The following is a 23,217-nucleotide window of genomic DNA, read 5'->3' as shown; positions in this document are numbered from 1 at the left end:
TTAAATATTTTACAATGGAAGGGGTTTCCATAGAAGAGTTAACTCTAAACCTGCTCAAGGGCAGCAAGAAGCCCCTTAGCTTTGAAGAGATAGCCAGACAGCTTGGGCTAGACCAGAAGGGAAGAAAGGCTCTCAAGAAAACCTTGAAGGCTCTCAGAAAGTCAGGCAAGGTGAGTCTGCAAAAGGGTAAGTATTTCTGTGCTGAAGAGGAGATAGTTAGCGGCAGGGTAATACCCTATCCTGCTGGCTTTGGCTTTCTGCAGATTGGGGAGGGCAGAAAGGACATATACATACCCCCTTTTGAGATGGCGAGGCTCTTCGGCGGGGATGTGGTGAGAGCCAGGGTGGTTGAATACAGAGGAAAGAAGGAAGTGAGGGTTCTCAGGGTTTTAAAAAGGGCAAAAAAGGAGATAGTCTGCAAGCTTCAGAAGAAGAAAAAATCCTGCCTTGCCCTGCCTGTGGATGAAAATCAGCATCAGACCATAATCCTTGAGGGAAACGCATGCGGTGACCTTAGGGATGGGACACTTGTGGTGGTGGAGATAAAAAAATTTCCCACAAAGGAAGGTCCTGCTGTGGGCAGGATAAGGGAGGTGCTTGGACATCCGGAAGAGAGGAACCTTATCATAGATGTGCTCATAAGAAAGTATGACTTGCCCATCTCATACCCTGAGGAAGTGCTCAGAGAAGTGGGTGGTATGGGGGTAGACTTCAAAAGAGAACTTAAAAGAAGGAAAGACCTGAGAGACCAGCTGTGCTTTACCATAGACCCAGAGAAGGCAAAGGACTTTGACGATGCGGTAGCAATAGAAAAGTCTCCAGAAGGTTACAGACTCTGGGTTCATATAGCAGATGTTTCTCATTTTGTGCAGGAGGGGTCTGCAACGGACAAGGAAGCATTTAAAAGAGGTTTTACCTTTTATCTGCCAGACAGGGCACTTCACATGCTTCCAGAGAGGCTTGCAGGAGACCTGTGCAGTCTTAAACCTTACGAGGACAGGCTGGCTTTTACCTGCGAGATGCTCTTTGATGAGGGGGGAAGGCTCTTAGAGTATGATATATATGAAAGCGTAATAAGGAGCAAGGCAAGGCTCACCTATAGGGAAGCCCTTATGCTTATTGTGGGCGACCCGGCTCTTGAGAACAGGTATCCACAGCTGGTGGAACCTCTCAGGCTTATGGAAAACCTTTACAGGATACTTTCAAAGGTAAGATGGGAGAGGGGGAGCATAGACTTTGACCTGCCAGAGGCGGAGCTCATCGTGGACGAATATGGGGAGCCTGTTGCCCTTATGCCCTATGAAAGACATGTTGCCCACAGGATAATAGAGCAGTTTATGGTGTCTGCCAACGAGACGGTTGCCATGCACCTTGAAAGGGCAGGCTATCCCTGTCTTTACAGGGTTCACGAAAAGCCAGACCCTCAGAAGGTGGAGAATCTGCTTGAGATTCTTGCGGGGCTTGGCTACAAGGTTAAAAAGCCCTCTCTGAGCCCCAAGTTTTTCCAGAAGATAATAGAGGACTTTGAGGGAAGACCTGAGGAAAATCTGGTGAGGTTTCTTACCTTAAGAAGCATGAAAAGGGCCCACTATTCGCCCCACAATCTGGGACACTTCGGCCTCGCCTCTGAACACTATGCCCACTTTACTTCACCAATAAGAAGGTATCCTGACCTCATAGTTCACAGGCTTCTGAAGAAGGCTCTCAGAGGTGAGGATATAGACTTCGAAAAAACAGTTGGATACCTTGAAATGGCTGGCATGCACCTCTCACAGCAGGAAAGGCTTGCAGAGGATGTGGAAAGGGAGGCAATAGACAGACTCAAAGCTCGCTTTATGAAAGCCCACATAGGTGAAGAGTTTGAGGGAATAATAACCGGCGTGACTTCCTTTGGTATCTTTGTAGAGATTCAGGAGTATCTTGTGGAAGGGCTTGTGAGCATAACGAGCTTGAAGGAAGACCAGTATATTTACGATGAACCCGCTCACAGGCTTGTGGGAGTGAGCAGTGGTAAAGTTTTCAGGCTGGGTGACAGGGTAAAGGTCACAGTGGTGGGTGTGGACGAGGAAAGGGCAAGGCTTGAGCTTCAGCTCCTTTAGAGCACTTCCAGCTTTGCCCTTAGAGCTCCTGCAGCCTTTATTGCCTGAAGGACGGAGATTATCTCCCTTGGCGTTGCACCTATTCTGTTTAGAGACTCCACAAGCTGTGAAACACTGGCACCTCTGAGCTCGAGAAGCCTTGCCTCTTTTTCCTGAACTTTCAGCTCCGTTCTGGGAACGACCCTTGTCTCTCCTGGCGATAGGGGTGGGGGCTGGACCACTTCCGGTGTTTCCCTTATAGTGACTGTAAGGCTCCCCACAGCCACGGACACGGGGTTTATGGTCACATCACCACCAAGCAGAACCGTCCCGGTCCTGCCGTCTATAACAACCCTTGCCACAGAAGGCACATCTATATTTATGTCCTCAACCCTTGCGAGAAAGTCAACAGGGTTAACGCCGGCGGGGATTCTCAGTCTGACTGTGCCTGCGTCAAGTGCCTGAGCAACCTGCATGCCAAATTCTGCGTTTATCCTGTCCTGAATTAGCCTTGCCATGGAAAAGCTGGGGTTGTCCAGATAGATGTTGAGCTCCTCTGGCATCCCTTGAAGGGGCAGCTCCCTTTCTACGATAGCCCCGTTTGGTATTCTCCCCACTGTGGGCGTGTTTTTTATCTGCTGAGCTCCTCTTCCCCTTGCTTCGTAGCCCCCCACGATTACCTGCCCTTGCGCAAGGGCGTATACTTCGCCGTCTGGACCCTTCAGTGGAGTAAGCAGGAGAGTGCCACCCTCAAGACTTTTTGCATCACCTATGGAAGAGACCTCCACGTCCATAGCCATTCCTGGCTTTGCATAGGGTGGAAGCTTGGCGGTGACCATCACTGCGGCCACGTTCTTTGTGGTCATGCGTCTGGGGTCCACCACAATACCCATTCTGCTCAGCATGTTGGCTATACTTCTTACTGTGAAGAGGGTGCTCTTTCCATCACCAGTTCCTCTAAGACCCACCACAAGACCGTAGCCCACAAGATAGTTACTTCTGTTTCCCTCTATGGTGGCCACATCTCCTATGCGTGTGGCAAAGCTAAGAGAAAAAAGAAGCATCAGAAGGGCAAAACCTTTGCAAGTATTCTTGCAAACCATCCGGGGCTACCTCCGTCAGCCAGAAAACCCTTTCCATCTATAAAAACTTCAAGGTTTGCTATTCTGTCGCTGGAGACAGTGTTGGTGCTGTCTATATCTTCAGGTCTGACTATGCCCCTGAGGACCACCTCTCTCTGTGCCTTGTTCATGATTATTTCTTTCTTCGCCTCCACAAGCATGGTGCCGTTAGGATAAACTTTCATCACCCTTCCGGCGAGCTTTGTGGTCAGAACACCTGTCTGCTGCACTTTGCCTGAGCCCTTTGTGTTTATCTGCCCAGAGCCCTGACCTCCTATGTCTGTAAGGGTATTCTGAGAAAGCCCGAAGAAGGAGCTTATTCCCTGCTGAAAGGCTGAAGACCTCTGAGTCTGGTTTGAGACACTCTCCACTGCGTTTATGCTTTCCACCACCTGAAGGAATATTAAGTCTCCAACCCTTGAGGCCCTCCTCTCTGAGTATAGGTCCTGATAGCCATTTCTGGGCATAAGGCTTCCTTTTGAAGCATACTGGAGCCTCTCTTCACCGGCGGGGTATGGGTTTTTCTTCTCGTATTCTTCCAGCGTGCTCAGCTTTGGACCGCAGGAGAAGATTAAAATTCCTAAGAGAACCCACAGCCTCCCCATGCTTAATAATTTAATCCTTCTCCCATCTTTTGTTTACAAAAACCTCAACCTCCACCGGAACTTGCTTTAGAACTATCCTGCCTGCATGCTTCATGGTTCTCTCAAGAACTTCTTTCACCTTCTCTGCTTGAGTTTCTTCACACTCAACGAGCACTTCGTCGTGAACCAGGTTGACCACACTGGCTTTCAGGTTTTCCCTTCTTGCCTCCGCATCAAACATGAGCACCGAGAGCTTTAGAAGGTCTGCACCCGTCCCCTGTATAGGGTAGTTCACCGCATCAGGGAAAGTATGGGCAATGTATGGTCTTCCAAGAAGGGTATGCCCCCTTGATTCTTTGAACTCTCTGAGTTCCTTTTTTACTCTTTCGTGCCATGCCCTTATGGAGGTGTAATAGTTGAAAAAGCTATCCCTTATTTTCTGTGCAGATTCAGGGGAGAGGTCCACTCCGTAGGTTTTTGCATACTCCACAAGACCTTTTGCAGATATGCCGTATATGAGCCCGAAGTTCACAGCCTTCGCAAGCTGACGCTCTTCTTTTGTTATATCTTCTTCAGCTTTTCCCAGAAATACGCTTGCGGTATACCTGTGGAGGTCTCTACCCTGCAGAAAAGCCTGAATCATCTTCTCTTCTCCCACATACTCGCTTGCGATTTTGAGCTCTATCTGGGAGAAGTCTGCTATTACAAAGGTTTTTCCTTCTTCTGCTTTAAATATGCTTCTGAGGTTTCTTGGTATGTTCTGCACGTTTGGGTTCATGCTTGCCATCCTTCCAGTTATGGCACCAATCTGCTTGAACTCTGGATAAACTCTGTTTCCTCTGAGTTTATCTCTGATTTCCTGAAGCTTTTCTATGGTCTTTTTTAATCCTCTTATCTCAAGAAGTTCAGAAACTGCAGGGTGAAGTGAATGCTCTGCAAGAACTTTATCGTCTGTTGAGACGTTCCCCTTTTCTGTTTTTGGCAGGTCAAGACCAAACTTTTTTGTGAGAAGCTCTCCCACCTGCTTTGGGGACATGGGGTCTGCTCTGTAGCGGAACATAAAGTCCATGACCTTTTTCTGAAGGAGTTTTTCCTGTTCTCTCAGCTTTCTTTCCAACTCCTCCCTATCCACAGGTATGCCCTTCAGCTCCAGCTTTGCAGTCTCCTGCACAAAGGCCATCTCCACTATGGCGACCGGGTTAAGAAGTCCAAAAACCTTTGAGGTTCTGGTTTTTAAAAGAACCTCCTCCCTGTGAGGATGCTCGTTGAGCTTATCAAGGAAAATATGGAAAAGCTCTCTGACCACCTTTACATCCAGCGCTGCATACTCAAGCTGTTCTCTTCCCAGAAAGGGCTGCCCCCAGTTGGATGCCTGAAGGCCTTTGTCCAGAACCTGCCCAAGATAATGCATGGCAACCTTCTGGAGGGAGTGCTTGTCCGTATCGCCGAGGAGCTGACTGGCTATCATGGTATCAAAGACAGCGTAGGGCTCTATCCCATAAGCATACAGGTATTTGAGGTCAAACTTCAGATTGTGGCCAACTATACCTCTGCCAGAAAGTAGTCTTTTCAGAAAAAGAATACCCTCCTCACCCAGGTCAAAGAGGTCCAGTATGAATATTTCATCCTTTCCCCCAACCTGAACTAACCTTATCTGGTCACCAGAGACTTCAGTATCAAGGAAGAGGTATCTTTCCTCCCTGAGTTGCTCGTATACGCTACTCAGCCTTTCCCTTGAAGTTATGTAGCTAAACTTTGGCGTCATGTTTAAAGGCAACTTTTTCAAGGTCAACCCACATGGCAACTTCATCGCAGGAGGGAAACTTGACGCAGTTTATGCACTCGCCCCAGACCTTGTGAGGTAGTTTTATCTTCTCCACTTCCTCAAAGCTTAGCTTTGAGAAGAAACTCTGGGCATAAGTAAGCACAAAGACCCTTTTTACCCCAAGCTCTTCAGCTTCCTTCAGACATGCCTCCACAAGCATGGTTCCTATACCCAGGCCTCTGTAATCTTCACTCACAGCAAGGCTCTTAATTTCTGCAAGGTCCTCCCAGACCACATGAAGCGCTGCACATCCCACCACCTTTCCGTCCATCTCATACACCCAGAAATCTCTGATGTTTTCGTATATGGAGTTGAGACTTCTGGGAAGAAGTATGCCACTTTTGGCATAATGGTTTATAAGGTTATAAATCTCGGAAGTGTCCTTGAGCCTTGCCTTTCTAATCACCATTCAAAACTCTGAACAACTATGTATCCCTGCTTCTGAGCCTCTTCCAGAAAGGCTTTGCTGGCAAAGTGAGTCACAATAACTGGCAATACTTGCTCTGGAGTGTATTCCACAAATCTTTCAAGCACTGTCCTTATTTTGTCCTCCACTTCTTCAAATACATCTCTTGCTCTTTCTGGTCCTATAGATAGCCTGCTTTTTGCTTCACCCACTATCAACACCTTAGTGCCATTACGCACACCTTCCGCCAGAAGGTTTATCTCTTTTCCGCCAATTTCTTCTCTTATGATGCGACTTATCACTTTTATTCCCAGGTGCTTCTCAAGGTAGGCAGGTAGATGCCTGTAGGCCTCGTTCTCAAGCATATACCCCATAGTCTGGTCTATACCACCGAGTTTTTTGTTCATTTCCCTTTGAGCTATCAGCATATCCTGGAGTATTTCCTGCGTTTTTCTAACTTCAGAAGCCAGCTCCGCAAACCTCTGCTCTGTGATTTTCTTGTATTCTCTCAGCTCCTCTTCAGTTCTTTTCTGAGCCTCTGCAAGTTCTGCCACCTTCTGCTCAGTTATCTTCTGAGCTTCTGAGAGCCTTTTGAGCTCCTCTTCAGTTCTTTTCTGAGCCTCTGCAAGTTCTGCTACCTTCTGCTCAGTTATCTTCTGAGCTTCTGAGAGCCTTTTGAGCTCCTCTTCAGTTCTTTTCTGAGCCTCTGCAAGTTCTGCCACCTTCTGCTCGGTTATCTTCTGAACCTCTTTCAGCTCCCTCAGCTCCTCTTCTGTTTTCTTCTGAGTAAGAGCAAGTTCTCTCACCACATCTGTGAGGGAATTTATTGCCTCTTTTACTTCAAGAAAGTCTGTGGCTTTCACAAGCTGGTCCATAAACTTGATAAGTTCAGTGAGCACCTCCACTTGCTCTGGAGTAAAGACCGCTCGCATTCTGAGAAGAAGGTCATCCACTCTCATCCCTTTAAAATATAGTCAAGGTGCCTGTAGAAGGCTGGATAAGATACAGCAACGCACTCTGGATTGTCAATCAGTGTCTCTCCCTCTGCCACAAGCCCTGCAACAGAGAAAGCCATGGCTATTCTGTGGTCTGAGTAGGTTTTTATGACCGCACCCCTGAGCACTTCAACGCCTTCAATCTCAAAACCATCCTCGTATTCTTCTACTATGGCTCCCATGGCTCTGAGGTTTTCCACCACAGCCTTTATGCGGTCGCTCTCTTTGACACGGAGCTCCTGAGCACCCCTCACGGAAGACCTGCCCTCTGCCAGAGCCATGACAACAGCAAGTATTGGAAGTTCGTCAATCATTGAGGGCACTTCCTCCGCAGACACATGCGTGCCCCTGAGCCTTCCCCTGTATTGCACATAAACATCCGCTATGGGTTCACCCGAGATTTCTCTCATGTTTTCGTATCTTATGTCTGCCCCCATCTGCCTGAGCTTTCTGAAAAAGCCATCCCTTGTGGGATTTACCAGCACATCTTTCAGAAGTAGCTCTGAGCCTTCCAGCAGGGTGCCAAAAGCCACAAAGAAGCTGGCGGAGGATGGGTCTGAAGGACAGAAAACCTCTGTGGCTGTGAGCTTCTGACCTCCTTTCAGCTTTGCCACATGGCCCTTTTCACCCTCCATCTGCAGGACTTCCACTCCAAAGGCTCTGAGCATTCTCTCCGTGTGGTCCCTTGAGAGGACTGGCTCAACCACCTCCGTATAGCCTTCAGCTCTGAGTCCTGCAAGAAGCAGGGCGGACTTTACCTGAGCGGACGCCTTCTTGTTAAAGAAGGAAATGCCTCTGAGCTGACCACCCCTTATGCATACAGGCAGTCTGTTTCCACTCTCTCTTCCGTCAAGGAAGGCCCCCATCTGCCTGAGAGGCTCTACAACCCTCAGCATGGGTCTGCCTCTGAGGCTCTCATCTCCCGTTATTACGCTGAAGAAAGGCTGAGTTGAAAGCATTCCCATCATAAGCCTTGCTGTGGTGCCGGAGTTTCTGGCGTCCAGCACATCAGCAGGCTCACAGAAGTGGAAGTTCTTTCCCACCACCCTTAGGTTCCTGCCCCTTCTCTTTACCTCCACGCCAAGGCTCTGAACAATCTTGAGGGTTGCCTTAGTGTCTTCGGAAGGGAGCCACTCTCTTATGTAGCTTTCGCCCTCTGCCAGTGCAGAGAGTATCACAGCCCTGTGGGATATGGACTTGTCGGAAGGGACTCTCAGCTCTCCTTTTGCAGTTTTTGCCCTGTTGAGCTTGAGCATACAACTATTCTACCACCAGCATGTAAACTCCAATAGAAAACCCCCACATGACCACAAAAAGCCTGACCACCCTGGGTCTTAGTCCCAGAGAAACCCTCGCTCCCACATATCCACCCAGTGCAAAGCCTGGCATCATAGAAAGGGCATAAAGCCAGCTCACTTTTCCGCTAAGCACGAAGATGGAAGCACCCAGAAGGTTTATTGAAAAGCCCAGAAGGTTTTTGAGGGCGTTGGCGGTGTGGATGCGATGAACTCCAGAAAGGGTCAGGCTCGCCAGCATCATTATGCCAATGCCTGCGCCAAAGTAGCTCCCGTATACACCTGTAAGGAATTGAAGAAAAAGAGGCAAGAGCAGGTATAGCCCCCTTTTCTCAGGGGAAAACCTGGAGATGAGCCTTTTTATCACCTCGCTCAGGGCAAGCATGGAGACTGCAAAGAATATGAGGAAGGGCACCACTGACCTGAAGGTCTGGGAGGGTGTATTGAGGAGAAGAAGGGCACCAGCCAATGCACCAAGAGCAGAAGACAGGAAAAAGGGTGCTATGAGGCTTTTTATCTCCTTGAATTCTTTTCTGAAGCCAAAGGCACCAGAAAGTGAACCTATCCAGAGGGCTACCGTGTTGGTAATGTTGGCAACTACAGGGTCAAGCCCAAGCCAGAGAAGAGCGGGAAAGGTGATGAGAGTTCCACCGCCGGCCACTGCGTTTATTGCCCCCGCGAGGAAGGCAGAGCCGAAGGATATAAAAAAGGACTCCACTAAACTATCCTTCCAAACTCCTCGAACCTGAACCTGTAAGCCCTCGGCAGTAGCTCTTTTGAAGGGTCCTTGTAGCCTATGGCTATTATCATGGGCACCACCTTGTGCTCTTCTATAAGGAGAAATTCCTTAAGCTTTTGCTCGTCGTAGCCTTCCATGGGGTGGGTTTCAAGTCCGTAGGCTCTGGCAACAATCATTATGGTCATGCCAAAGAGGGCTGTGTCCCTGACCGCTTTCCTGAAAGCCCTCTGTGGGTCCTGCCAGCCTGCGGTAATCTGAGCCTTCAGGCTCTCCCTTGCCTCTGGCTTTACATATCCCAGCTCTATCCAGCTGTCAAGAACTCTGTCCACATGCTCAAATCCAGCCCTTGTGTTGGCAAGGAGCACTATGTTGGCGCTGGCGTCTTCCACCTTCTGCTGGTTATAGCAGATTTCCTTTAGTTTCCTTTTCTTTTCCCTGTCCTTTACCACAATGACCTCCCAGGGCTGTATGTTGTAGCCAGAAGGAGCAGTGGCGGAGACCTCAAGAATCTCCTTTATAAGCTCATCGGGCACATCTTTTGTAGGGTCAAAAAAGGTGATGGACCTTCTTTCTGTGATTAGCTTCAGACACTCTCTCATAGGACCTCCTCCAGTTCTTTTCTGATCATTTCCAGCATGGCCTTCCTTTCATCCTCGGTTATGTAAGGCACCGAGTAGAGGAAAAGGTGTCTGAGCACCTCCACGCCACAGAACTTGAAAATACCCGTGTCTGTGGTCTTTATCAGACATTCTTCCATACCTGACGGTCTATAATCAAGCTCTGAAGCTCCGAGGGTGTTTATTATGAATGCTTTCTTGTCAGAAAGAAGCCCTACAAGCTCACCATCCCTTTCCTCATAAGCAAAGCCATAGCTAAAGACCCTGTCTATGTAGCCCTTGAGGATGGCGGGCATACCCGTCCACCATATGGGGTAGATAAAAAGAAGCAGGCTGGACGCCTTTATAATGTCCTGCTCTCTCCTTATGTCCTCGGGCACATTTCCAGAAAGAAAGGTCTCAAAATCCCTCGCAGAAAGCACAGGGTCAAAGCCCATGGCATACAGGTCTCTAAGTTCATACCTGAGACCCTTTGAGGAGAGAAAGCCGAGCACCTCTTCCTTTATGGCGTGATTGAAGCTCTTGGGATTGGGATGGGCGTAAATTACTGTTATCATGTTATGCCTCCTTTGCTCTGAAGATTAAAAAGTAGTGGTAGGGGAAGACAGAGTGTCTCTCCAGCAGTTTAAAGCCTCTCTTTTCCATGAAGCTGAGCACCTCATCCTCTGGCACTCTCTCTTCAAGGGGTGGACCAGCTGGTGAGTGCACAGGATGCCAGTCTATAAGTATTATTCTGTGACTGGTTATCCTGCCAACTTCTTCCAAAAAATCCTCGGGCTTTAAGAGTTCATGAAAGAGATTGGCAAGAAGGCTCACACTGACCGCTCTGTCCTCTAAAGGCATGTGGTCTTCCTCACAGAGCATATATTCTATGTTTTTCAGTCCCTCTTTCTGAACCCTTTCCCTGCACCTTTCCAGCATAAAGGAGGACTGGTCTATGGCATATACCTTTTTTACATGCTGAGCTAAAGGCAGGGTAAAGTATCCCGGACCACAGCCTATGTCCGCCCAGACCTCATATTCTTTTGGCTCCACCACCTTGAAGAAATCCTCTACGCTTTGCCAGCTTTCTCTTTGTGGAAGCAAAAGCACCTGCCAGTTGGTTTCTGGAAACTTAAAGACCATTTACTCCTCCACAGATACCATGTAATTCCAGTGTTCTATAGCTTCTTGAACTGCCTCCTGATGCTCCTTTAGGCTATCGTATAGCCTCTTCATGAAGACTTCACAACCCTCCACAGGAGCGTAGCTTGCGCATACCTCCACCTCTTCAAGGCAGGCTGAAAGAAGGTCTTTAAGGCTTTCAAGCCTTTTCACATACTCAACCGCCTTTTCCCTGTCAAAGTTCTTCATAAAAAGCCTCCTTTATAGCTTTATTTCTATCCTTGAGTTTTCATCATATAAGTATAGCTTACCGTCCTCTTCGTCCTTTGTTCTTTTGTGAGAGCCATCGCAGAAGGGAAACTTCTTAGAAAGACCGCACTGGCAAAGATAATAGGTTTCCTCGCCAGCCTCTAACTTGTAGGGTCCTTTTTCTGTAAGCTTTACAAGTCTTGCCATGTTTACACCTCCTTTTGTGGTGGATTGTAAAGAAAGCCAGTTACTCCACCCCACACTGCGTGGAGCACAAAGGTGCTTATCTGTGCATTCACGGGCATGGGCTTTTGAAACCACAGGGCGTTGCCAAGGCTTCCCACAAAGGAAACTATCATGACAAATATGTGCCAGAGCACTCCGTAGATTATGCCCTTGAGAAGTCCCGGACCCGGTAGAAGCCTCCATACATAGGGAAGCACCAGAGGTATGGCAAAAAGGGTGGCATCTATCTGATGCTTGAGAACCCAGCCCCAGTCCTTTGTGCCGGGGAATACGCCAAAAAGCCCAAACCATCCTGCATACACCATATCAAGCACCACCATAGCCCATCCCCCCATCTGAGATGCGAAGAGAAAGCTCCAGAAGTTTACCCCCTTCATTACGCTCATGGTTATACCTCCTGCCTTTGAGTTTATCCCCCGATGCATGTCTGTCAAGAACGGTCTGTTTTGATATATACTATCTTCCATGAAACATAGAAACAACTCAGTAGTTTGCCCTGCAGAGCTCGCCATACAGACGCTGAGCGGTAAATGGAAGCTCTACATACTAAAAAACCTCATGAACGGCAAAAAGAGGTTTTCTGAGCTTCAAAGGGCAATACCTGGAATCACCCAGAGAATGCTCTCAAAACAGCTCAGGGAGCTCGAAGCCTGTGGGCTTGTAAGCAGAACTATCTATCCCGTGGTGCCTCCCATGGTGGAATACGAGCTTACGGAAATAGGCAGAAGCCTTGAGGATATCTTTGAAGCCATGCACCGCTGGGGTCTGAAGTATATAGAGTTTATGTCCGTTGAAGGCATAACCTATCCGGAGGAGAGTGGGGATTAGGTTCAGGAGCTTCTGAATTCAAGCACCGCATAGGTGCCCGTGGCGTAGGCAACCAGCTCTGAGCCCTGCCAGACCTCCACCACTGCAAAGGCAACTCTTTTACCCATCTTAAGAACTTTCCCCTTTGCGACCAGCTCACCCCTCTCCGCAGGCTTGAGGTAGTTAACCTTTATCTCTATGGTGACAGAGGTTCTGTCTTCTGGGAGGTTTGCCACCACCGCATACCAGCCTGTGTTGTCCGCAAGGCTTGATATGACTCCACCATGCACATAGCCAAGGTGTTGAAGGTGATAGTCCCTCACATCTATCATCAGAACCGCCTCCTCTGGGGAGAGGCTCACCAGCTCCGCACCTATGTGTTCCAGAAAGGGCAGGCTCAATTTCACAGCAGGCTCTTTATGTATTCTGGGCTCATGGGCAATCTGTTTACCCTTATGCCATAGCCCCACAGGAGGGCGTTGGCGACCGCAGGCGCAGTGGGTGGTAGTCCTGGCTCTCCAACCCCACCCATCTCACGCCTTGAGGTGAGTATGTGAACCTCTATCTCCGGCGCTTCATCGGTCCTCAGAAGCTGGTATGTGCCAAAGTTTGTGTTCTCAACGCCACCGCCTGCAAACTTCACCTGCTCTTTTAGAGCCATGCTGAGCCCCATAACCACAGCCCCTTCCACCTGAGAGCGGATAAGGTCGGGATGGACCACCACAGGACCCACATCTATGACCGCCACCACCCTGTGAACCCTTACCTGACCGGTTTTTCTGTCAAGGCTTACCTCCGCCACATGGCAGGCATGACTTCCAAAGGAGTAGTGGTAGGCAATGCCGAGGTTTTTCTTCCTGCCCCAGCCTGCCTTTTCCATGGCGGTCTGGACTACCCTGTAGGCTACCGGGTTGTTTTTGAGGAGCCTTAGCCTGAGCTCACCCGGGTCCTGCCTTGTCTGGTAGGCTATACGGTCTATAAATGTCTCAAGGCTTAAGGCGTTGTGGGTTGAGCCCACTGACCTCCAGAACCACACGCTAACTGGAAGCTCCACATCCACCCTTTCTACATGCAGGTTGGGAATGTCATAAAACATGTTTTCCACACCCTCTACTGATGCTCTCCCACCCAGAAGTGGCTGGACTGCTATCTTAAAGCTAAGAGAGGTTATGTTGCCCTTCTGGTCTGCGGAAGCTCTCAGAAGGGTTGCACTGTAAGGTCTGAAGTAGCCAGACCTGATGTCGTCCTCTCTCGTGTATATGAGCTTGACGGGCTTTCCAAGCCTCTTTGATATCTCAAGGGCTTCTGCCACAAACTCTGCGTTTGCCTTTCTTCCAAAGCCACCCCCAAGATATGTGGTTATGACCCTTATCCTGCTCTCTGGAAGCCCGCTTATTCTCTTTGCCGCCTCCAGAACCCATGTCTGGGACTGAGTGGGAGCGTAGACTATGCACTCGTCCTTCTTTACCCAGGCAAGGCACGCCATGGGCTCCATGGTTGCGTGATATAGATAGGGTTGTATATAGGTCTCTTCCAGCCTTGTGGATGAGCTTTCAAAAACCTTCTGGGGGCTTCCCTTAACCTTTACCACTTCACCTCTCTCTTTCAACTTCTGCAAAAAGTATCTTTCAAGGTCCTCATTCCCCCAGCCCTTCACAAGGCTCTCACTCCACTCTATCCTTACCCTTTCTCTTGCCTTCTGACAGGACCAGAAGGACTGCCCGCATACCGCCACACCTGTGGATATGGGAAAGACATCCACCACCTCAGGCAAAGACTTTGCTTCGCTGGCCTCCACCTTCATAGGCTTTGCACCAAAGTAGGGAGGTCTTTCTACCACCGCATAGACCATGCCATCTTCAAAGGTATCTATGCCAAAGATTGCTCTGCCCTCTACCTTCTCCGGTGCATCAAGCCTGGGCACAGACCTGCCAATATATATAAACTCATCCGGTTTTTTGAGTCTGGGTTTTGACGGCACAGGCTCTTTCATGGCGAGGTCTGCAAACTCACCGTAGGTGTAGCGCCTGCCGCCTGCAACAATCAGTCCCCTCTCAGCCCTTATCTGCTCTGCTGGAATACTCAGCTTTTTGCTGGCAGAACTGATAAGCATCTCCCTCATGCTGGCACCGGCGAGCCTGAGGGTCTCATACATGTTTCTTACGCTGGTGCTTCCCCCAGTAAGCTGTATACCCATCTTGGGGTCTACATAGGCTCTGCCTGCAGGAGCTGGTCTTACCCTTACCCTTTCCCAGGGAAAGTCAAGCTCCTCCGCTATGAGCATGGGAAGACCTGTGTAGACGCCCTGACCCATCTCTGACTTGTTTACAAAGACAGTAAGATAGTTGTCTTTTGAAAGGTTTATCCAGAGGTTTGGGGCATACCTTCTTGGCACTTCCTGAGCCTTGAGAATTCTGTAGCCGCCGGGCGTTAACATGACGGAAAGAGTAAGACCACCCAGTCTTAAAAGTTCTCTTCTCGTAATCATGCTTTGCCTCCTCTTGAGGCGGTTTCTACCGCCCTGACTATCCTGTTGTAGGTGCCACACCTGCATATGTGAGAAGAGAGCCTCTGGATGATTTGCTCCCTTGTGGGTCTTGGATTTTCCATCAGAAGTGCATATGCCTCCATGAGCTGACCGGGCTGACAGTATCCACATTGAGGCACCTGAAGCTCAAGCCATGCCCTTTTGAGGGGATGGTCGGAGGGTATGCCTTCTATGGTTGTTATCTCCTTTCCCACCGCATCCTTTACAGGCAGAAGACAGGACCGGACCGCCTGCCTGCCCATCAGAACCGTGCAGGAACCACACATGCCAATACCACACCCAAACTTTGTGCCAGTCAATCTAAGCCTCTCGCGTATAACCCACAGAAGGGGCTCATCTTCGTAAGCCCTAACCCTGTATAGTCTGCCGTTTATCTTCAGTTCAAAGTCTTTTACCATGGAAACTTACCTCCAAAGCTTATTATGTGCTCTAAAAGCTCTCTTCTTCCCCCGTAAACCACCGCCACATACTGGGCAAGCCTTTCGCCCAGTCGCAGGCAGGCTTCCTTTTCCTCTTGAGTTCTTGGCTCTCCTGCCACAACTGCGCCATAATGAAGGGTAAACTTTTTTCCAGTGTAGTCAGTGAGCCCAAAGACTAAAAAGCCGTAGTTTATCAGCATATAAAGCACAGAGAGGCACGCCACTTCATTGCCACCGCCCCATCCACCTGAAGAGGAAAAGGCACAGCCAATCTTGCCATCAATCTTTCCCCACAGGTCTCCTATTACATCGTCAAAAAACCTCTTGAGCTTCCAGGACACTATACCCATGTTGGTGGGCGTGCCCACAGCCATACCATGGCACCAGAGCACATCTTCCTTAGTGGCTTCCTCAACAGACCTGAGCCTGACCTCAGTGTCTGCTACCCTCCTTGCTCCCTCTGCCACCAGCTCTGCCATCTTCTTCGTGTTTCCCGTTCTGCTGTCGTATAACACGAGCACATTCCCCATCTTTAACCCTTTAAGAGTTTAAGAAACTCTCTCATTATCTCTGGAAGGTCTGGCCAGGCTCTGCCAGAAACAAGGTTCTTATCCACAACCACACCGTCCACATACTCACCCCCTGCCATCTCAACATCGGCTTTCAGCACATAAAAGGCGCTCACCTTCCTGCCCTTTACCACACCTGCCGCCACCAGCAGTTGAGGACCATGGCAGAGAGTTGCCACAGGCTTGTTCTTCTCAAAAAAGTGCCTGACAACCTCTACAGCTTTCTGATGAGTCCTTACATACTCGGGAGCTCTCCCCCCGGGTATAAAAAGGGCATCAAAGTCTTCGGGATTTACCTCCTTGAGGGTAAGGTCTGCCTCCAGCCTGTAGCCAAGCTTCTCCGTATAGGTCTCCATCACACCTGGCTCCATGTCGTGGACAACTGTCTGAACCAGCTTTCTGCCAGGCGTTGCCACCTTCACATCAAAACCCTCTTCTCTTAACCTGTAAAGGGGATAGAAGACCTCAAGGGCTTCTGAAGCATCTCCAGTGAGGATAAGAACCTTCTTCATGACCGCACCTCCTTCCCTGAAAGTATATGTCTCTCTTCAGGTGCGGTCAAGAAGGGTTTTACCTTTAACTTAGTTACATCTCTGTAAGCTTTACCAGTCCCAGCGTGGGTGTTTTTTCCAGCGCTTGGGTCCACGCTTTTCTATTATGACCACCTTTTCGTAAGGGGCATAGTAATATACGGGTGTGGGCCTTATTATGACCACATCCGGGCTTCTGTCCGCATACACCACCCTCCTTTCAGGACAGGACGGGTATCCAAGGTTTACCCCTAGGGAAAGGTAAACCCTGTCGCCTGCGGCGCTTACTCCACTTAGGCCCATAAGGGCTGCAGACAAAAGGACGAGCTTTTTCATGGCACTTCCTCCTTATGGAGGAGTATAATCACTCAAAAATGAAAAGAGGATGAAAGGTGTTTGAGTGCCTCCTATTGCAAGCAGAAGGGCTATTCAACAGCGCTATCTTTGCATCCGACGGGCATGTCCTTACAGGAAGGGTTTTCAGTGAGGGCGAGGGATACCAGGCCCTTCTCCTGGATGAAAGGAGGAGGATTGCCTTTCTCATAGGGGATAAAAGGGATGAGAGTTTATACAGCGTGAAAAAATGTGGTGGGAATTATGTGGCAGCAGGACACTCGGGAGAAAGGTCCTTGCTTCTGATTTACAACAGCACCTCTGGAGTTATAAGCTCTTTTCTGGGTCCAGAGGGTATACTCTGGCAGGTCAGCTGTGAGTATGCGGTAGGAGGCCTGAGGGAAAATCTCTGGCGTCTCTTCATTGTAGAAGTGGCGAAAAGAAGGGGCAGAGCCTATTCTGCTGACAATAACATATACGCCTACAGCCTTGCAGGGACAGGAGGTGGCTATGTGGTGGTGGGAAGGGTAGGAGAAGAAGGGAAATACGATGGCTTTATATTGTGGACAGACCCTTATATGAAACCTCTGAAGGCCATAAGAAGCGGATGGAAGGAGAACGACTATCTAAGATACACAAACGGAAGGTGGGCTGCTGGGAGGATGGAAATTGGTGGGGACTCGGAGGGTTTCCTTGTTAAGCTCGCAGGCCTCGAGAGTATACTTTACAAAAGACCAGGCTTTGATTATTTCAGATTTGTATCCTCGGACGGGCTTTTCATAGCCGGTGAGGGTGATGGGCAGAATCAGGTGAGGAAAGCCTTGCTTGTGCACAACAGGCACGGCTCGCTGCTTGGTGAAGGTTTCTCTGCGGTGAGGTTTTATGATGAGAGGTCCATGAATGCCTACGGATATGTCTACAAAGAGTGGAGAGCTTATGCCTTCAGGCTCAGGCACTCCCATGTTGAATCGGGGTTTAATTACCTTACTGAACATAAACCTCTCAAGTGGAAGAGTCTCAAACTGTCTGCAAAGAGAGGCTCTTTAGAGCTCAGGGAGCAAAATTTTCCTGTCAGTGAGGTTGCATACACTTGGGAAGAATGCGGGAAGCTCCCTTAAAATATTCCTATGGCGCTCCTGATGCCCTACAGAGACAAGCACCCTCTCATACCACCTTCAGTCTTTCTTGCAGAAAACTCGGTAGTTATCGGAGATGTGGAGATGGGTGAGGATTCTTCTGTCTGGTTCGGCACCGTCATAAGGGGTGATGTGAATTACATACGCATAGGAAGGGGGACAAACATACAGGACAACTCGGTGGTGCATGTAACTCATGACACACATCCCACCATAATAGGAGACTTTGTAACGGTGGGACACAGGGTTATACTGCACGGGTGCAGGATAGGGAACCATGTGTTGGTGGGGATGGGCGCTGTAGTGATGGATGGGGTTGAGGTAGGAGACTACGTGCTCATAGGGGCTGGTGCACTTCTTACGCCAGGAAAGAAATTCCCTTCAGGCGTGCTTGTGGCGGGCTTTCCCGCAAAGGTGGTTAGGGACCTGAAAGAGGAGGAAATAAGGCTTATTGAAGAGTCTGCCAGAAACTACATATCCTATAAGAACTCATACCTCAGTCAGAGGCCATAAGTGCGTTGCCTGCTACCATAAGCATGGCTGGAAGCAATATCCTCTCCGCCCTTTCCCTCAAGAAGAGCTTTCCATAGAGGAGGACCACGAGCAGAGAAAGCCTTTCTGCGGAGGCAACATAAGATGAAAGGGTGAAGAAAAGTGCCAGGTTGTAGAGCACATCACCTATGGCGAAGAATAAACCCAGAAGTGGGACCTCCCAGTGCGCGTAGTTTTCCTTTTTGAGAACTTCAGAGGGCTTCACAAACAGTAGAGTTCCCAGGCTCATGCAGAAAGTATAGAACCAGCTGAAGAAGAGGCTATTGCTCTCCATTATGGAAGCCTTGCCAAGAACCACATTAAAACCAAAAAGGGCGGTGGAGATAAGCATGTAGAGAACTCCCCTGTTTTTTCTAAAAAACTCTCTTGGAGAAAAGCCCACGAGAAGGAGGCTTGCCATCACCACCAGAGACATACCCAGTATACCAGCGAGGGAAGGCTCCTCGGAGAGGAGAAGCCAGCCAAATAAGGCTGAGAAGACTGGCATGAAGGAGTAGAAGGACATGGCGACAGAGAGAGGTGCGTGTTTCAGGCCCTTCATAAAGAAGACTCCACCCAGAACCTCAAGGGGGAGCCACAGGAGGGCATACAGGACTACTTTTACGCTTAAATCCCAGTAAAGGGCACCCAGAGGTGCAAGCAGGAGGCATGCTATGGGAAACCTGACCCAAAGAGTGAAGTTCTCATCAACCCCCTTTAGTAGAACCCTTTTGCTCAGGTAGTCGTTTGTTCCCCAGAAAAGGGAGGAGAGCAAAGCAAGAGAAAGTCCGAGCATTTGGGGTAAAATATTCTACCATGTCTCAGGAAAGAATCTTCACACCCGGTCCTGTTGAGCTTCCCGAGAGAGTAAGAGAAGTTCTCGGAAGGCAAATAATACATCACAGAACCGAAGAGTTCAGGCACGCCTTTCTTGAAGTTAGAGAGCTCTTCAAAAAGCTTCTTGATGAGCCCTCGGAGAGCTTTGTCTTTTTTGCCTCTTCAGGCACTGGGGCCATGGAGGCAACAGTTCTCAACTTTTTCAGAGAAGGTGAGAAGGTGCTTGTGATAAACGGGGGGAAATTTGGCGAAAGATGGTTAAAGCTTGCACAGCACTGGGGGCTAAAGCCCATAGAATACAGGGTAGAGTGGGGCAAGTCTGCAGACCCGGAAAGGGTAAGGAAGCTTCTCAAGGAAAACCCGGATTGCAGAGGAGTTCTCTTTCAGATATCTGAAACCTCTACTGGTGTTTACCACCCAGCTCTGGAGATAGGAAGAATATGCAGGGAGTTTGATGCCCTGTGCATTGCGGATGCCATAACCGCTCTTGGAGTTTATCACATTAAGCCCTCAGAGTGGGGTCTTGATGTGCTTGTGGGTGGCTCGCAGAAGGGCTTTCTCCTCCCTCCCGGGCTTTCCACCCTCTGGTTCTCGGAAAGGGCAGAAAAAAATCTCACAGACAGAGCCTTCTACTTCAGCATAAGGAAAGAACTATCAAAACAGAAGGAGGGTCAGACTGCATGGACACCTGCCATAAGCCTTATACTTGCTCTGAGAGAGTCTCTGCACATGCTCCTTGAGGAAGGTATGGAAAGAGTTGAAAAAAGGCACAGGGCTGTCTCTGAGGGAACTATAAGGGCGGTTGAAGCCCTTGGTCTGAGGAGGTTTGCAGAGAACCCCGCCCTCTCGGTAAGTGCGATAAGTTCTGAAAGGTCTGAAGAGTTAAGAAAAGAGCTTCTCAAGCTCGGCATAAGGGTTGCAGGTGGTCAGGATGAGCTCAAGGGTAAAATATTCCGCATATCCCACATGGGCGTTGACCCCAAAGATGGTCTTATGCTTCTTGGTATGCTTGAGGTGGTGCTAAAGAGGTCGGGTTTTCCCGTAAACCTCGGGGAAGGTGTAAAAGCTTACAGCCAGACCCTTATAGAACACAGAATATGGTAAAGCTCTACATCATAAGGCACGCAGAGAGTCAGTGGAATCCCATAGGCAGGTATCAGGGGCTTCTTGACCCAGAGCTTTCAGAAAGGGGCAGAGAGCAGGCCAGAAGGCTTGGAGAGCACTTCAAGGATGTAGAACTCCATGCCCTTTACTCCTCCCCTCTTAAAAGGACCCTTCAGACGGCTCAGGAGATAGCCAGTGTGAAAGGTCTTGAGGTGGTGGAAGAAAGGAGAGTTATAGAGATTGACCACGGCAACTGGTCTGGGCTTCTTGTGGAAGAGGTGCAGGAAAGATATCCTGAGCAGTTCAGACAGTGGTTGGAAGAGCCTCACAGGGTGAGCTTTGAGGGTGGTGAGAGTCTGCAGGATGTTTACAGCAGAGTGAATAGCTTTATGGAATACTTGAAGGAAAGGCACTGGGGTCAGAATGTGGCTGTTGTCTCACATACCGTTCCCATAAGGTGTATGTATTGCGGTCTTCTTAAGGTGGACCTTTCTAAGTTCTGGTCTTTTGGATGCGATAATGCCAGCTATTCTCTTGTTCACATGGAAAAGGACAGGAATGTTATAATGAGGCTTAACATAACCTGTCATCTGGGGGAACTTTATGTGGAAGCCTATAAGGCTCTTTAGCCTATTACTACTTCTGGCTATTGCCTTTGCCCAGCAGATAAGTAAGGAGTTTGACGTAAGCGTGGAGCTTACCGGAAAGGTTTTTGAGGAAAAGCCCAGGCTAATGCCTCCGGAGAAGCTTCCCATGCCTATCGCAAGAGAGCTCGACCTGACTCCTACCCTGCTTGAAACTCCAAGGGTTATGGAATTCGCTCAGGTCAAGCCGGTGGAGAGAGCAAGCAGTATAAGCTGCGGAGAGCCAAAGGACGCCCTGTCTTACAGGCTTGGTGTTGACTACTACCTGAAGGGCAGAAGCTCTCAGGCTGAGGAGGAGCTCGGGAAGGTTATTGTGATTCCCAACTCACCCTTCAAACCTATGGCAGAGTATGTGCTTGGAATAATAGCCTACTCAAAAGACCAGAAAGGCAGAGCCCTTGAGCTTTTCAGTAATTCCTGTCAGTTTTCCCACATGTATCAGAAACCTGCCTGTGAGGCTTACTATGCCCTTCACTTTGTCCTGAAAGGCTCTGTTCCTGAAAATAGGGACGGGCTCTGGCAAGTGGTAAGGAATATAAAAGAAGGCAAGGCAGAAAAACCAGATTGTAAAAGTGCGGTCTTTAGCCAATACTGTCAGTATGTATCAGATTTTGTGGAAGGTAAGGAAAACCCTCTATACAGGGACAGCACATTGCTGAGGGCTGCTATCATAAAATACTTTGCAGGAAGCCTGCCTGAGGCAAAAGGCATACTCTCCTCCTATTCTACCCCAGGAAAGCCATACAGAGACATAGCTCTTTATTACCTTGCACTGATTGAATACAGGGAAGGGAAGGGAGAGCAGGCTTTCAGGTATGCAGGAGTGCTGGAAAGCCTCAGCCCAAGACTTGCGGGTGAGCTCTATGCCTTCATATCGGAGAAGGACTTTTATCTTTCAAGGCTCACATATGCTATGACAAAAAATCCCCGCTTTTTAGAAAACGCTGGCATCATAGCTTACAACGCAGGGGATTACTCCCTTGCGTTCAAGAGCTTTCTTGAGGCTGGAAATCTCAGGTATGCGGTATACTCTGCAGTCAGGGTGGGAGACTACAAAAGGGTTATAAGTCTTTTAGAAAACAAGAGAGGTAAGGACAGGGAAGATTACATGTGGCTTCTTGAGGCTCTCTACTGGACTGGTGGGGACATGAACTCTTTGCTTTCTGAGGCGGCGGGGCTATATCCAGAGCTTGCCAGAGAGTTCAGCGGATGGGAAAGGTTCAGGAGAGGAGACTGGCTAGGAGCTCTGGGGTTCTTCCAAGACCCTTACTACAGGTCCATAGCCCTTTACAACCTTAAGAGATACAGAGAGGTCATTAGTTTGCTCCAGGGAAGGAATGACCAGAGGTCAAAATTACTCAAAGCCCGCTCCGCCCTGATGTTGGGAGATACGGGGCTGGCAAGGAGCTTTCTCACAGACAGGTCCGACGAGGAAGTTTACCTTCTGGGCATGTCCTATTTTCTTGAGGGTAACTATCAGAGAGCCATATCCTTCTTTGACAGAGTTTCAGAAAAAAGCCCCCTCAAAGCGAGAGCTATGCTGAGGGTGGGAGATGCTCACTACAATATGGGAAACAGAGAAAAAGCAAAGGAAAGCTACTATGAGGTTTTGCGCAGGTTTCCTGACAGGGAGGAGGCAAAACAGGCAACCCTCTCCCTTCTTGAGTTTTCTGGCAAGGATATAAGGGATGAGGAGATGGAGAGGCTTATAAAAGGCTACATGGAAAGGGAGAAAAACCCACCACCCGAAATAATCTATCAGTACGCAGTGCTTCAGGCAAAGAGGGGAGATAGAAAGGGGGCTGAGCAGGAACTTCTCAGACTACTTAACACGCCTCTGAAGTTCAAGGCCATCCTTAAGCTTGCCCAACTGGAAGAGGAGATTCCCAAAAAACTTGTCCTGTATTACAAAGTTTACAGGGAGGCAGAGCTTGAAGAAGACAGAAGGCAGGCAAGGGAAGAGCTTATAAAGCTCTACACATCAGCGGGTGATACTAAGAGCCTTGCGGACCTTCTTGCTGAAGGGGAAAACCCCGACAGGGTGAGGGCTGTGGGTCTTTACCTAGCTCTGAGAGATACTTCCTCTGCCCTCTCCCTCTCCCGTGATATCATAAAGGGGGGATACAGAAGTCAGGAGTTTGAAAGGTATCTCATAGACCTTTACAGGCAGAGTGGGGATACAGCTTTACTGGACTATGTTGTAAAAAGCCCAGATAGAAGCCTAAGAGGGGAAGCGATTCTTCTTCTGGGCTTTGACAACCTGAAAAAGGGTGATAAGAAAAAAGCCCTTGAGAACTTTGTGGAAGTATCTCTCAACTATAGGGGGGAACCCTACTACAATCAGGCAGTGCTTGAGGGTGCCCGTGTGCTTCTGGAGCTTGGTGCAAGAAGAGATGCCAGCTGTATGCTGGAGAGGTTTGACCTTAGCAGGTCAAGTCCCGAGGATGTTAACTTATACAACAGGCTGAGGCAGGGTCTACCAAAGTGTGAGGTGAGGTGA

Annotated in this window: 27 protein-coding genes; 7 read left to right on the top strand and 20 right to left on the bottom strand. The window is 49.0% G+C overall.

The genetic code is table 11. The features are described from left to right. Window positions 1-14 precede the first annotated feature (14 nt). On the top strand, window positions 15-2,099 hold the full coding sequence (gene rnr, locus WHS43_00430; GenBank protein MEJ5338108.1) for a ribonuclease R: 2,085 nt from the start codon (window positions 15-17) through the stop codon (window positions 2,097-2,099). Here rnr and WHS43_00425 read toward each other — a convergent pair. From WHS43_00425 to WHS43_00365, 13 genes are read right to left on the bottom strand one after another with little or no spacing between them, the layout of a single operon-like run. Continuing rightward, window positions 2,096-3,142: a flagellar basal body P-ring protein FlgI gene (locus WHS43_00425; GenBank protein ID MEJ5338107.1), complete on the bottom strand. Its 1,047-nt coding sequence runs from the start codon at window positions 3,140-3,142 to the stop codon at window positions 2,096-2,098. The two genes, rnr and WHS43_00425, sit on opposite strands and share 4 nt — an antisense overlap. Continuing rightward, a complete protein-coding gene (locus WHS43_00420) occupies window positions 3,142-3,804 on the bottom strand; it encodes a flagellar basal body L-ring protein FlgH (GenBank protein MEJ5338106.1) in 663 nt (220 codons plus the stop codon). Before WHS43_00420 ends, WHS43_00425 begins: the two co-directional genes overlap by 1 nt. A gap of 10 nt (window positions 3,805-3,814) precedes the next feature. Next, complete coding sequence (locus WHS43_00415) at window positions 3,815-5,548, bottom strand: bifunctional 3'-5' exonuclease/DNA polymerase (GenBank protein ID MEJ5338105.1); 1,734 nt, start codon at window positions 5,546-5,548, stop codon at window positions 3,815-3,817. Further along, window positions 5,532-6,017, bottom strand: a complete 486-nt coding sequence (locus tag WHS43_00410) for an N-acetyltransferase (GenBank protein ID MEJ5338104.1) — start codon at window positions 6,015-6,017, stop codon at window positions 5,532-5,534. The genes WHS43_00415 and WHS43_00410 overlap by 17 nt, the downstream gene beginning before the upstream one ends. Then, window positions 6,011-6,973 (bottom strand): hypothetical protein, encoded by a 963-nt coding sequence (locus tag WHS43_00405; protein ID MEJ5338103.1) that lies wholly within the window; start codon window positions 6,971-6,973, stop codon window positions 6,011-6,013. Before WHS43_00405 ends, WHS43_00410 begins: the two co-directional genes overlap by 7 nt. Beyond that, complete coding sequence (gene aroA / locus WHS43_00400; GenBank protein MEJ5338102.1) at window positions 6,970-8,265, bottom strand: 3-phosphoshikimate 1-carboxyvinyltransferase; 1,296 nt, start codon at window positions 8,263-8,265, stop codon at window positions 6,970-6,972. Before aroA ends, WHS43_00405 begins: the two co-directional genes overlap by 4 nt. 4 nt (window positions 8,266-8,269) lie before the next feature. Beyond that, window positions 8,270-9,022, bottom strand: a complete 753-nt coding sequence (locus tag WHS43_00395) for a sulfite exporter TauE/SafE family protein (GenBank protein MEJ5338101.1) — start codon at window positions 9,020-9,022, stop codon at window positions 8,270-8,272. After that, complete coding sequence (locus WHS43_00390; protein ID MEJ5338100.1) at window positions 9,022-9,642, bottom strand: nitroreductase family protein; 621 nt, start codon at window positions 9,640-9,642, stop codon at window positions 9,022-9,024. The genes WHS43_00395 and WHS43_00390 overlap by 1 nt, the downstream gene beginning before the upstream one ends. Beyond that, window positions 9,639-10,217: an NAD(P)H-dependent oxidoreductase gene (locus WHS43_00385; GenBank protein MEJ5338099.1), complete on the bottom strand. Its 579-nt coding sequence runs from the start codon at window positions 10,215-10,217 to the stop codon at window positions 9,639-9,641. The genes WHS43_00390 and WHS43_00385 overlap by 4 nt, the downstream gene beginning before the upstream one ends. Before the next feature lies 1 nt (window position 10,218). Beyond that, window positions 10,219-10,785, bottom strand: a complete 567-nt coding sequence (locus tag WHS43_00380; protein ID MEJ5338098.1) for a class I SAM-dependent methyltransferase — start codon at window positions 10,783-10,785, stop codon at window positions 10,219-10,221. Further along, window positions 10,786-11,013 (bottom strand): hypothetical protein, encoded by a 228-nt coding sequence (locus WHS43_00375; GenBank protein MEJ5338097.1) that lies wholly within the window; start codon window positions 11,011-11,013, stop codon window positions 10,786-10,788. A gap of 12 nt (window positions 11,014-11,025) precedes the next feature. Further along, a complete protein-coding gene (locus tag WHS43_00370; protein ID MEJ5338096.1) occupies window positions 11,026-11,220 on the bottom strand; it encodes a CDGSH iron-sulfur domain-containing protein in 195 nt (64 codons plus the stop codon). Window positions 11,221-11,222: 2 nt separating this feature from the next. Then, window positions 11,223-11,726, bottom strand: coding sequence for a hypothetical protein (locus WHS43_00365; GenBank protein ID MEJ5338095.1), 504 nt, complete (start codon window positions 11,724-11,726; stop codon window positions 11,223-11,225). Here WHS43_00365 and WHS43_00360 point away from each other — a divergent pair. Further along, window positions 11,725-12,087: a helix-turn-helix domain-containing protein gene (locus WHS43_00360; GenBank protein MEJ5338094.1), complete on the top strand. Its 363-nt coding sequence runs from the start codon at window positions 11,725-11,727 to the stop codon at window positions 12,085-12,087. The two genes, WHS43_00365 and WHS43_00360, sit on opposite strands and share 2 nt — an antisense overlap. Before the next feature lie 2 nt (window positions 12,088-12,089). Here WHS43_00360 and WHS43_00355 read toward each other — a convergent pair whose 3' ends face one another. From WHS43_00355 to WHS43_00330, 6 genes are all read right to left on the bottom strand, one after another. Then, window positions 12,090-12,473 carry a PaaI family thioesterase gene (locus tag WHS43_00355; GenBank protein MEJ5338093.1) on the bottom strand — a complete coding sequence of 128 codons (384 nt, stop codon included), beginning with the start codon at window positions 12,471-12,473 and terminating at the stop codon, window positions 12,090-12,092. Next, on the bottom strand, window positions 12,470-14,554 hold the full coding sequence (locus WHS43_00350) for a xanthine dehydrogenase family protein molybdopterin-binding subunit (protein MEJ5338092.1): 2,085 nt from the start codon (window positions 14,552-14,554) through the stop codon (window positions 12,470-12,472). The genes WHS43_00355 and WHS43_00350 overlap by 4 nt, the downstream gene beginning before the upstream one ends. Continuing rightward, a complete protein-coding gene (locus WHS43_00345) occupies window positions 14,551-15,012 on the bottom strand; it encodes a (2Fe-2S)-binding protein (protein MEJ5338091.1) in 462 nt (153 codons plus the stop codon). Before WHS43_00345 ends, WHS43_00350 begins: the two co-directional genes overlap by 4 nt. Further along, window positions 15,006-15,563: a flavodoxin domain-containing protein gene (locus WHS43_00340; GenBank protein MEJ5338090.1), complete on the bottom strand. Its 558-nt coding sequence runs from the start codon at window positions 15,561-15,563 to the stop codon at window positions 15,006-15,008. The genes WHS43_00345 and WHS43_00340 overlap by 7 nt, the downstream gene beginning before the upstream one ends. 2 nt (window positions 15,564-15,565) lie before the next feature. Continuing rightward, complete coding sequence (locus WHS43_00335) at window positions 15,566-16,114, bottom strand: DJ-1/PfpI family protein (GenBank protein MEJ5338089.1); 549 nt, start codon at window positions 16,112-16,114, stop codon at window positions 15,566-15,568. A 90-nt stretch (window positions 16,115-16,204) separates the two neighbouring features. Next, window positions 16,205-16,468 (bottom strand): hypothetical protein, encoded by a 264-nt coding sequence (locus tag WHS43_00330; protein ID MEJ5338088.1) that lies wholly within the window; start codon window positions 16,466-16,468, stop codon window positions 16,205-16,207. 56 nt (window positions 16,469-16,524) lie between these two features. On the opposite strand from WHS43_00330, the gene WHS43_00325 reads away from it, so the two are divergent. Beyond that, window positions 16,525-17,583: a hypothetical protein gene (locus WHS43_00325; GenBank protein MEJ5338087.1), complete on the top strand. Its 1,059-nt coding sequence runs from the start codon at window positions 16,525-16,527 to the stop codon at window positions 17,581-17,583. A 9-nt stretch (window positions 17,584-17,592) separates the two neighbouring features. Then, complete coding sequence (locus tag WHS43_00320; GenBank protein ID MEJ5338086.1) at window positions 17,593-18,114, top strand: gamma carbonic anhydrase family protein; 522 nt, start codon at window positions 17,593-17,595, stop codon at window positions 18,112-18,114. Here the strand turns inward: WHS43_00320 and WHS43_00315 are convergent. Continuing rightward, window positions 18,098-18,928: a DMT family transporter gene (locus WHS43_00315; protein MEJ5338085.1), complete on the bottom strand. Its 831-nt coding sequence runs from the start codon at window positions 18,926-18,928 to the stop codon at window positions 18,098-18,100. The genes WHS43_00320 and WHS43_00315 overlap by 17 nt on opposite strands. Before the next feature lie 20 nt (window positions 18,929-18,948). Here WHS43_00315 and WHS43_00310 point away from each other — a divergent pair, with 20 nt between their 5' ends. The 3 genes from WHS43_00310 to WHS43_00300 are packed head-to-tail and all read left to right on the top strand — an operon-like array spanning window position 18,949 to window position 23,217. Next, complete coding sequence (locus WHS43_00310; GenBank protein ID MEJ5338084.1) at window positions 18,949-20,073, top strand: alanine--glyoxylate aminotransferase family protein; 1,125 nt, start codon at window positions 18,949-18,951, stop codon at window positions 20,071-20,073. Next, window positions 20,067-20,702, top strand: a complete 636-nt coding sequence (locus WHS43_00305; protein MEJ5338083.1) for a histidine phosphatase family protein — start codon at window positions 20,067-20,069, stop codon at window positions 20,700-20,702. The genes WHS43_00310 and WHS43_00305 overlap by 7 nt, the downstream gene beginning before the upstream one ends. Further along, on the top strand, window positions 20,677-23,217 hold the full coding sequence (locus WHS43_00300; protein ID MEJ5338082.1) for a tetratricopeptide repeat protein: 2,541 nt from the start codon (window positions 20,677-20,679) through the stop codon (window positions 23,215-23,217). The genes WHS43_00305 and WHS43_00300 overlap by 26 nt, the downstream gene beginning before the upstream one ends.

It is taken from the genome of Aquificaceae bacterium (assembly GCA_037481935.1).
Taxonomy (GTDB): domain Bacteria; phylum Aquificota; class Aquificia; order Aquificales; family Aquificaceae; genus Pampinifervens.
Note: the sequence above shows the minus strand (reverse complement) of the source record. Positions and strands in the feature narration are given on the sequence as shown.

What these genes read in the sequence shown, in the direction of transcription:
- rnr (MEJ5338108.1), top strand. Translation starts at nt 15, where the DNA reads ATGGAAGGGGTTTCCATAGAAGAGTTAACTCTAAACCTGCTCAAGGGC.
- WHS43_00425 (MEJ5338107.1), bottom strand. Translation starts at nt 3,142, where the DNA reads ATGCTTCTTTTTTCTCTTAGCTTTGCCACACGCATAGGAGATGTGGCC.
- WHS43_00420 (MEJ5338106.1), bottom strand. Translation starts at nt 3,804, where the DNA reads ATGGGGAGGCTGTGGGTTCTCTTAGGAATTTTAATCTTCTCCTGCGGT.
- WHS43_00415 (MEJ5338105.1), bottom strand. Translation starts at nt 5,548, where the DNA reads ATGACGCCAAAGTTTAGCTACATAACTTCAAGGGAAAGGCTGAGTAGC.
- WHS43_00410 (MEJ5338104.1), bottom strand. Translation starts at nt 6,017, where the DNA reads ATGGTGATTAGAAAGGCAAGGCTCAAGGACACTTCCGAGATTTATAAC.
- WHS43_00405 (MEJ5338103.1), bottom strand. Translation starts at nt 6,973, where the DNA reads ATGAGAGTGGATGACCTTCTTCTCAGAATGCGAGCGGTCTTTACTCCA.
- aroA (MEJ5338102.1), bottom strand. Translation starts at nt 8,265, where the DNA reads ATGCTCAAGCTCAACAGGGCAAAAACTGCAAAAGGAGAGCTGAGAGTC.
- WHS43_00390 (MEJ5338100.1), bottom strand. Translation starts at nt 9,642, where the DNA reads ATGAGAGAGTGTCTGAAGCTAATCACAGAAAGAAGGTCCATCACCTTT.
- WHS43_00385 (MEJ5338099.1), bottom strand. Translation starts at nt 10,217, where the DNA reads ATGATAACAGTAATTTACGCCCATCCCAATCCCAAGAGCTTCAATCAC.
- WHS43_00380 (MEJ5338098.1), bottom strand. Translation starts at nt 10,785, where the DNA reads ATGGTCTTTAAGTTTCCAGAAACCAACTGGCAGGTGCTTTTGCTTCCA.
- WHS43_00375 (MEJ5338097.1), bottom strand. Translation starts at nt 11,013, where the DNA reads ATGAAGAACTTTGACAGGGAAAAGGCGGTTGAGTATGTGAAAAGGCTT.
- WHS43_00370 (MEJ5338096.1), bottom strand. Translation starts at nt 11,220, where the DNA reads ATGGCAAGACTTGTAAAGCTTACAGAAAAAGGACCCTACAAGTTAGAG.
- WHS43_00360 (MEJ5338094.1), top strand. Translation starts at nt 11,725, where the DNA reads ATGAAACATAGAAACAACTCAGTAGTTTGCCCTGCAGAGCTCGCCATA.
- WHS43_00365 (MEJ5338095.1), bottom strand. Translation starts at nt 11,726, where the DNA reads ATGGAAGATAGTATATATCAAAACAGACCGTTCTTGACAGACATGCAT.
- WHS43_00350 (MEJ5338092.1), bottom strand. Translation starts at nt 14,554, where the DNA reads ATGATTACGAGAAGAGAACTTTTAAGACTGGGTGGTCTTACTCTTTCC.
- WHS43_00345 (MEJ5338091.1), bottom strand. Translation starts at nt 15,012, where the DNA reads ATGGTAAAAGACTTTGAACTGAAGATAAACGGCAGACTATACAGGGTT.
- WHS43_00340 (MEJ5338090.1), bottom strand. Translation starts at nt 15,563, where the DNA reads ATGGGGAATGTGCTCGTGTTATACGACAGCAGAACGGGAAACACGAAG.
- WHS43_00335 (MEJ5338089.1), bottom strand. Translation starts at nt 16,114, where the DNA reads ATGAAGAAGGTTCTTATCCTCACTGGAGATGCTTCAGAAGCCCTTGAG.
- WHS43_00330 (MEJ5338088.1), bottom strand. Translation starts at nt 16,468, where the DNA reads ATGAAAAAGCTCGTCCTTTTGTCTGCAGCCCTTATGGGCCTAAGTGGA.
- WHS43_00320 (MEJ5338086.1), top strand. Translation starts at nt 17,593, where the DNA reads ATGGCGCTCCTGATGCCCTACAGAGACAAGCACCCTCTCATACCACCT.
- WHS43_00315 (MEJ5338085.1), bottom strand. Translation starts at nt 18,928, where the DNA reads ATGCTCGGACTTTCTCTTGCTTTGCTCTCCTCCCTTTTCTGGGGAACA.
- WHS43_00310 (MEJ5338084.1), top strand. Translation starts at nt 18,949, where the DNA reads ATGTCTCAGGAAAGAATCTTCACACCCGGTCCTGTTGAGCTTCCCGAG.
- WHS43_00305 (MEJ5338083.1), top strand. Translation starts at nt 20,067, where the DNA reads ATGGTAAAGCTCTACATCATAAGGCACGCAGAGAGTCAGTGGAATCCC.
- WHS43_00300 (MEJ5338082.1), top strand. Translation starts at nt 20,677, where the DNA reads ATGTGGAAGCCTATAAGGCTCTTTAGCCTATTACTACTTCTGGCTATT.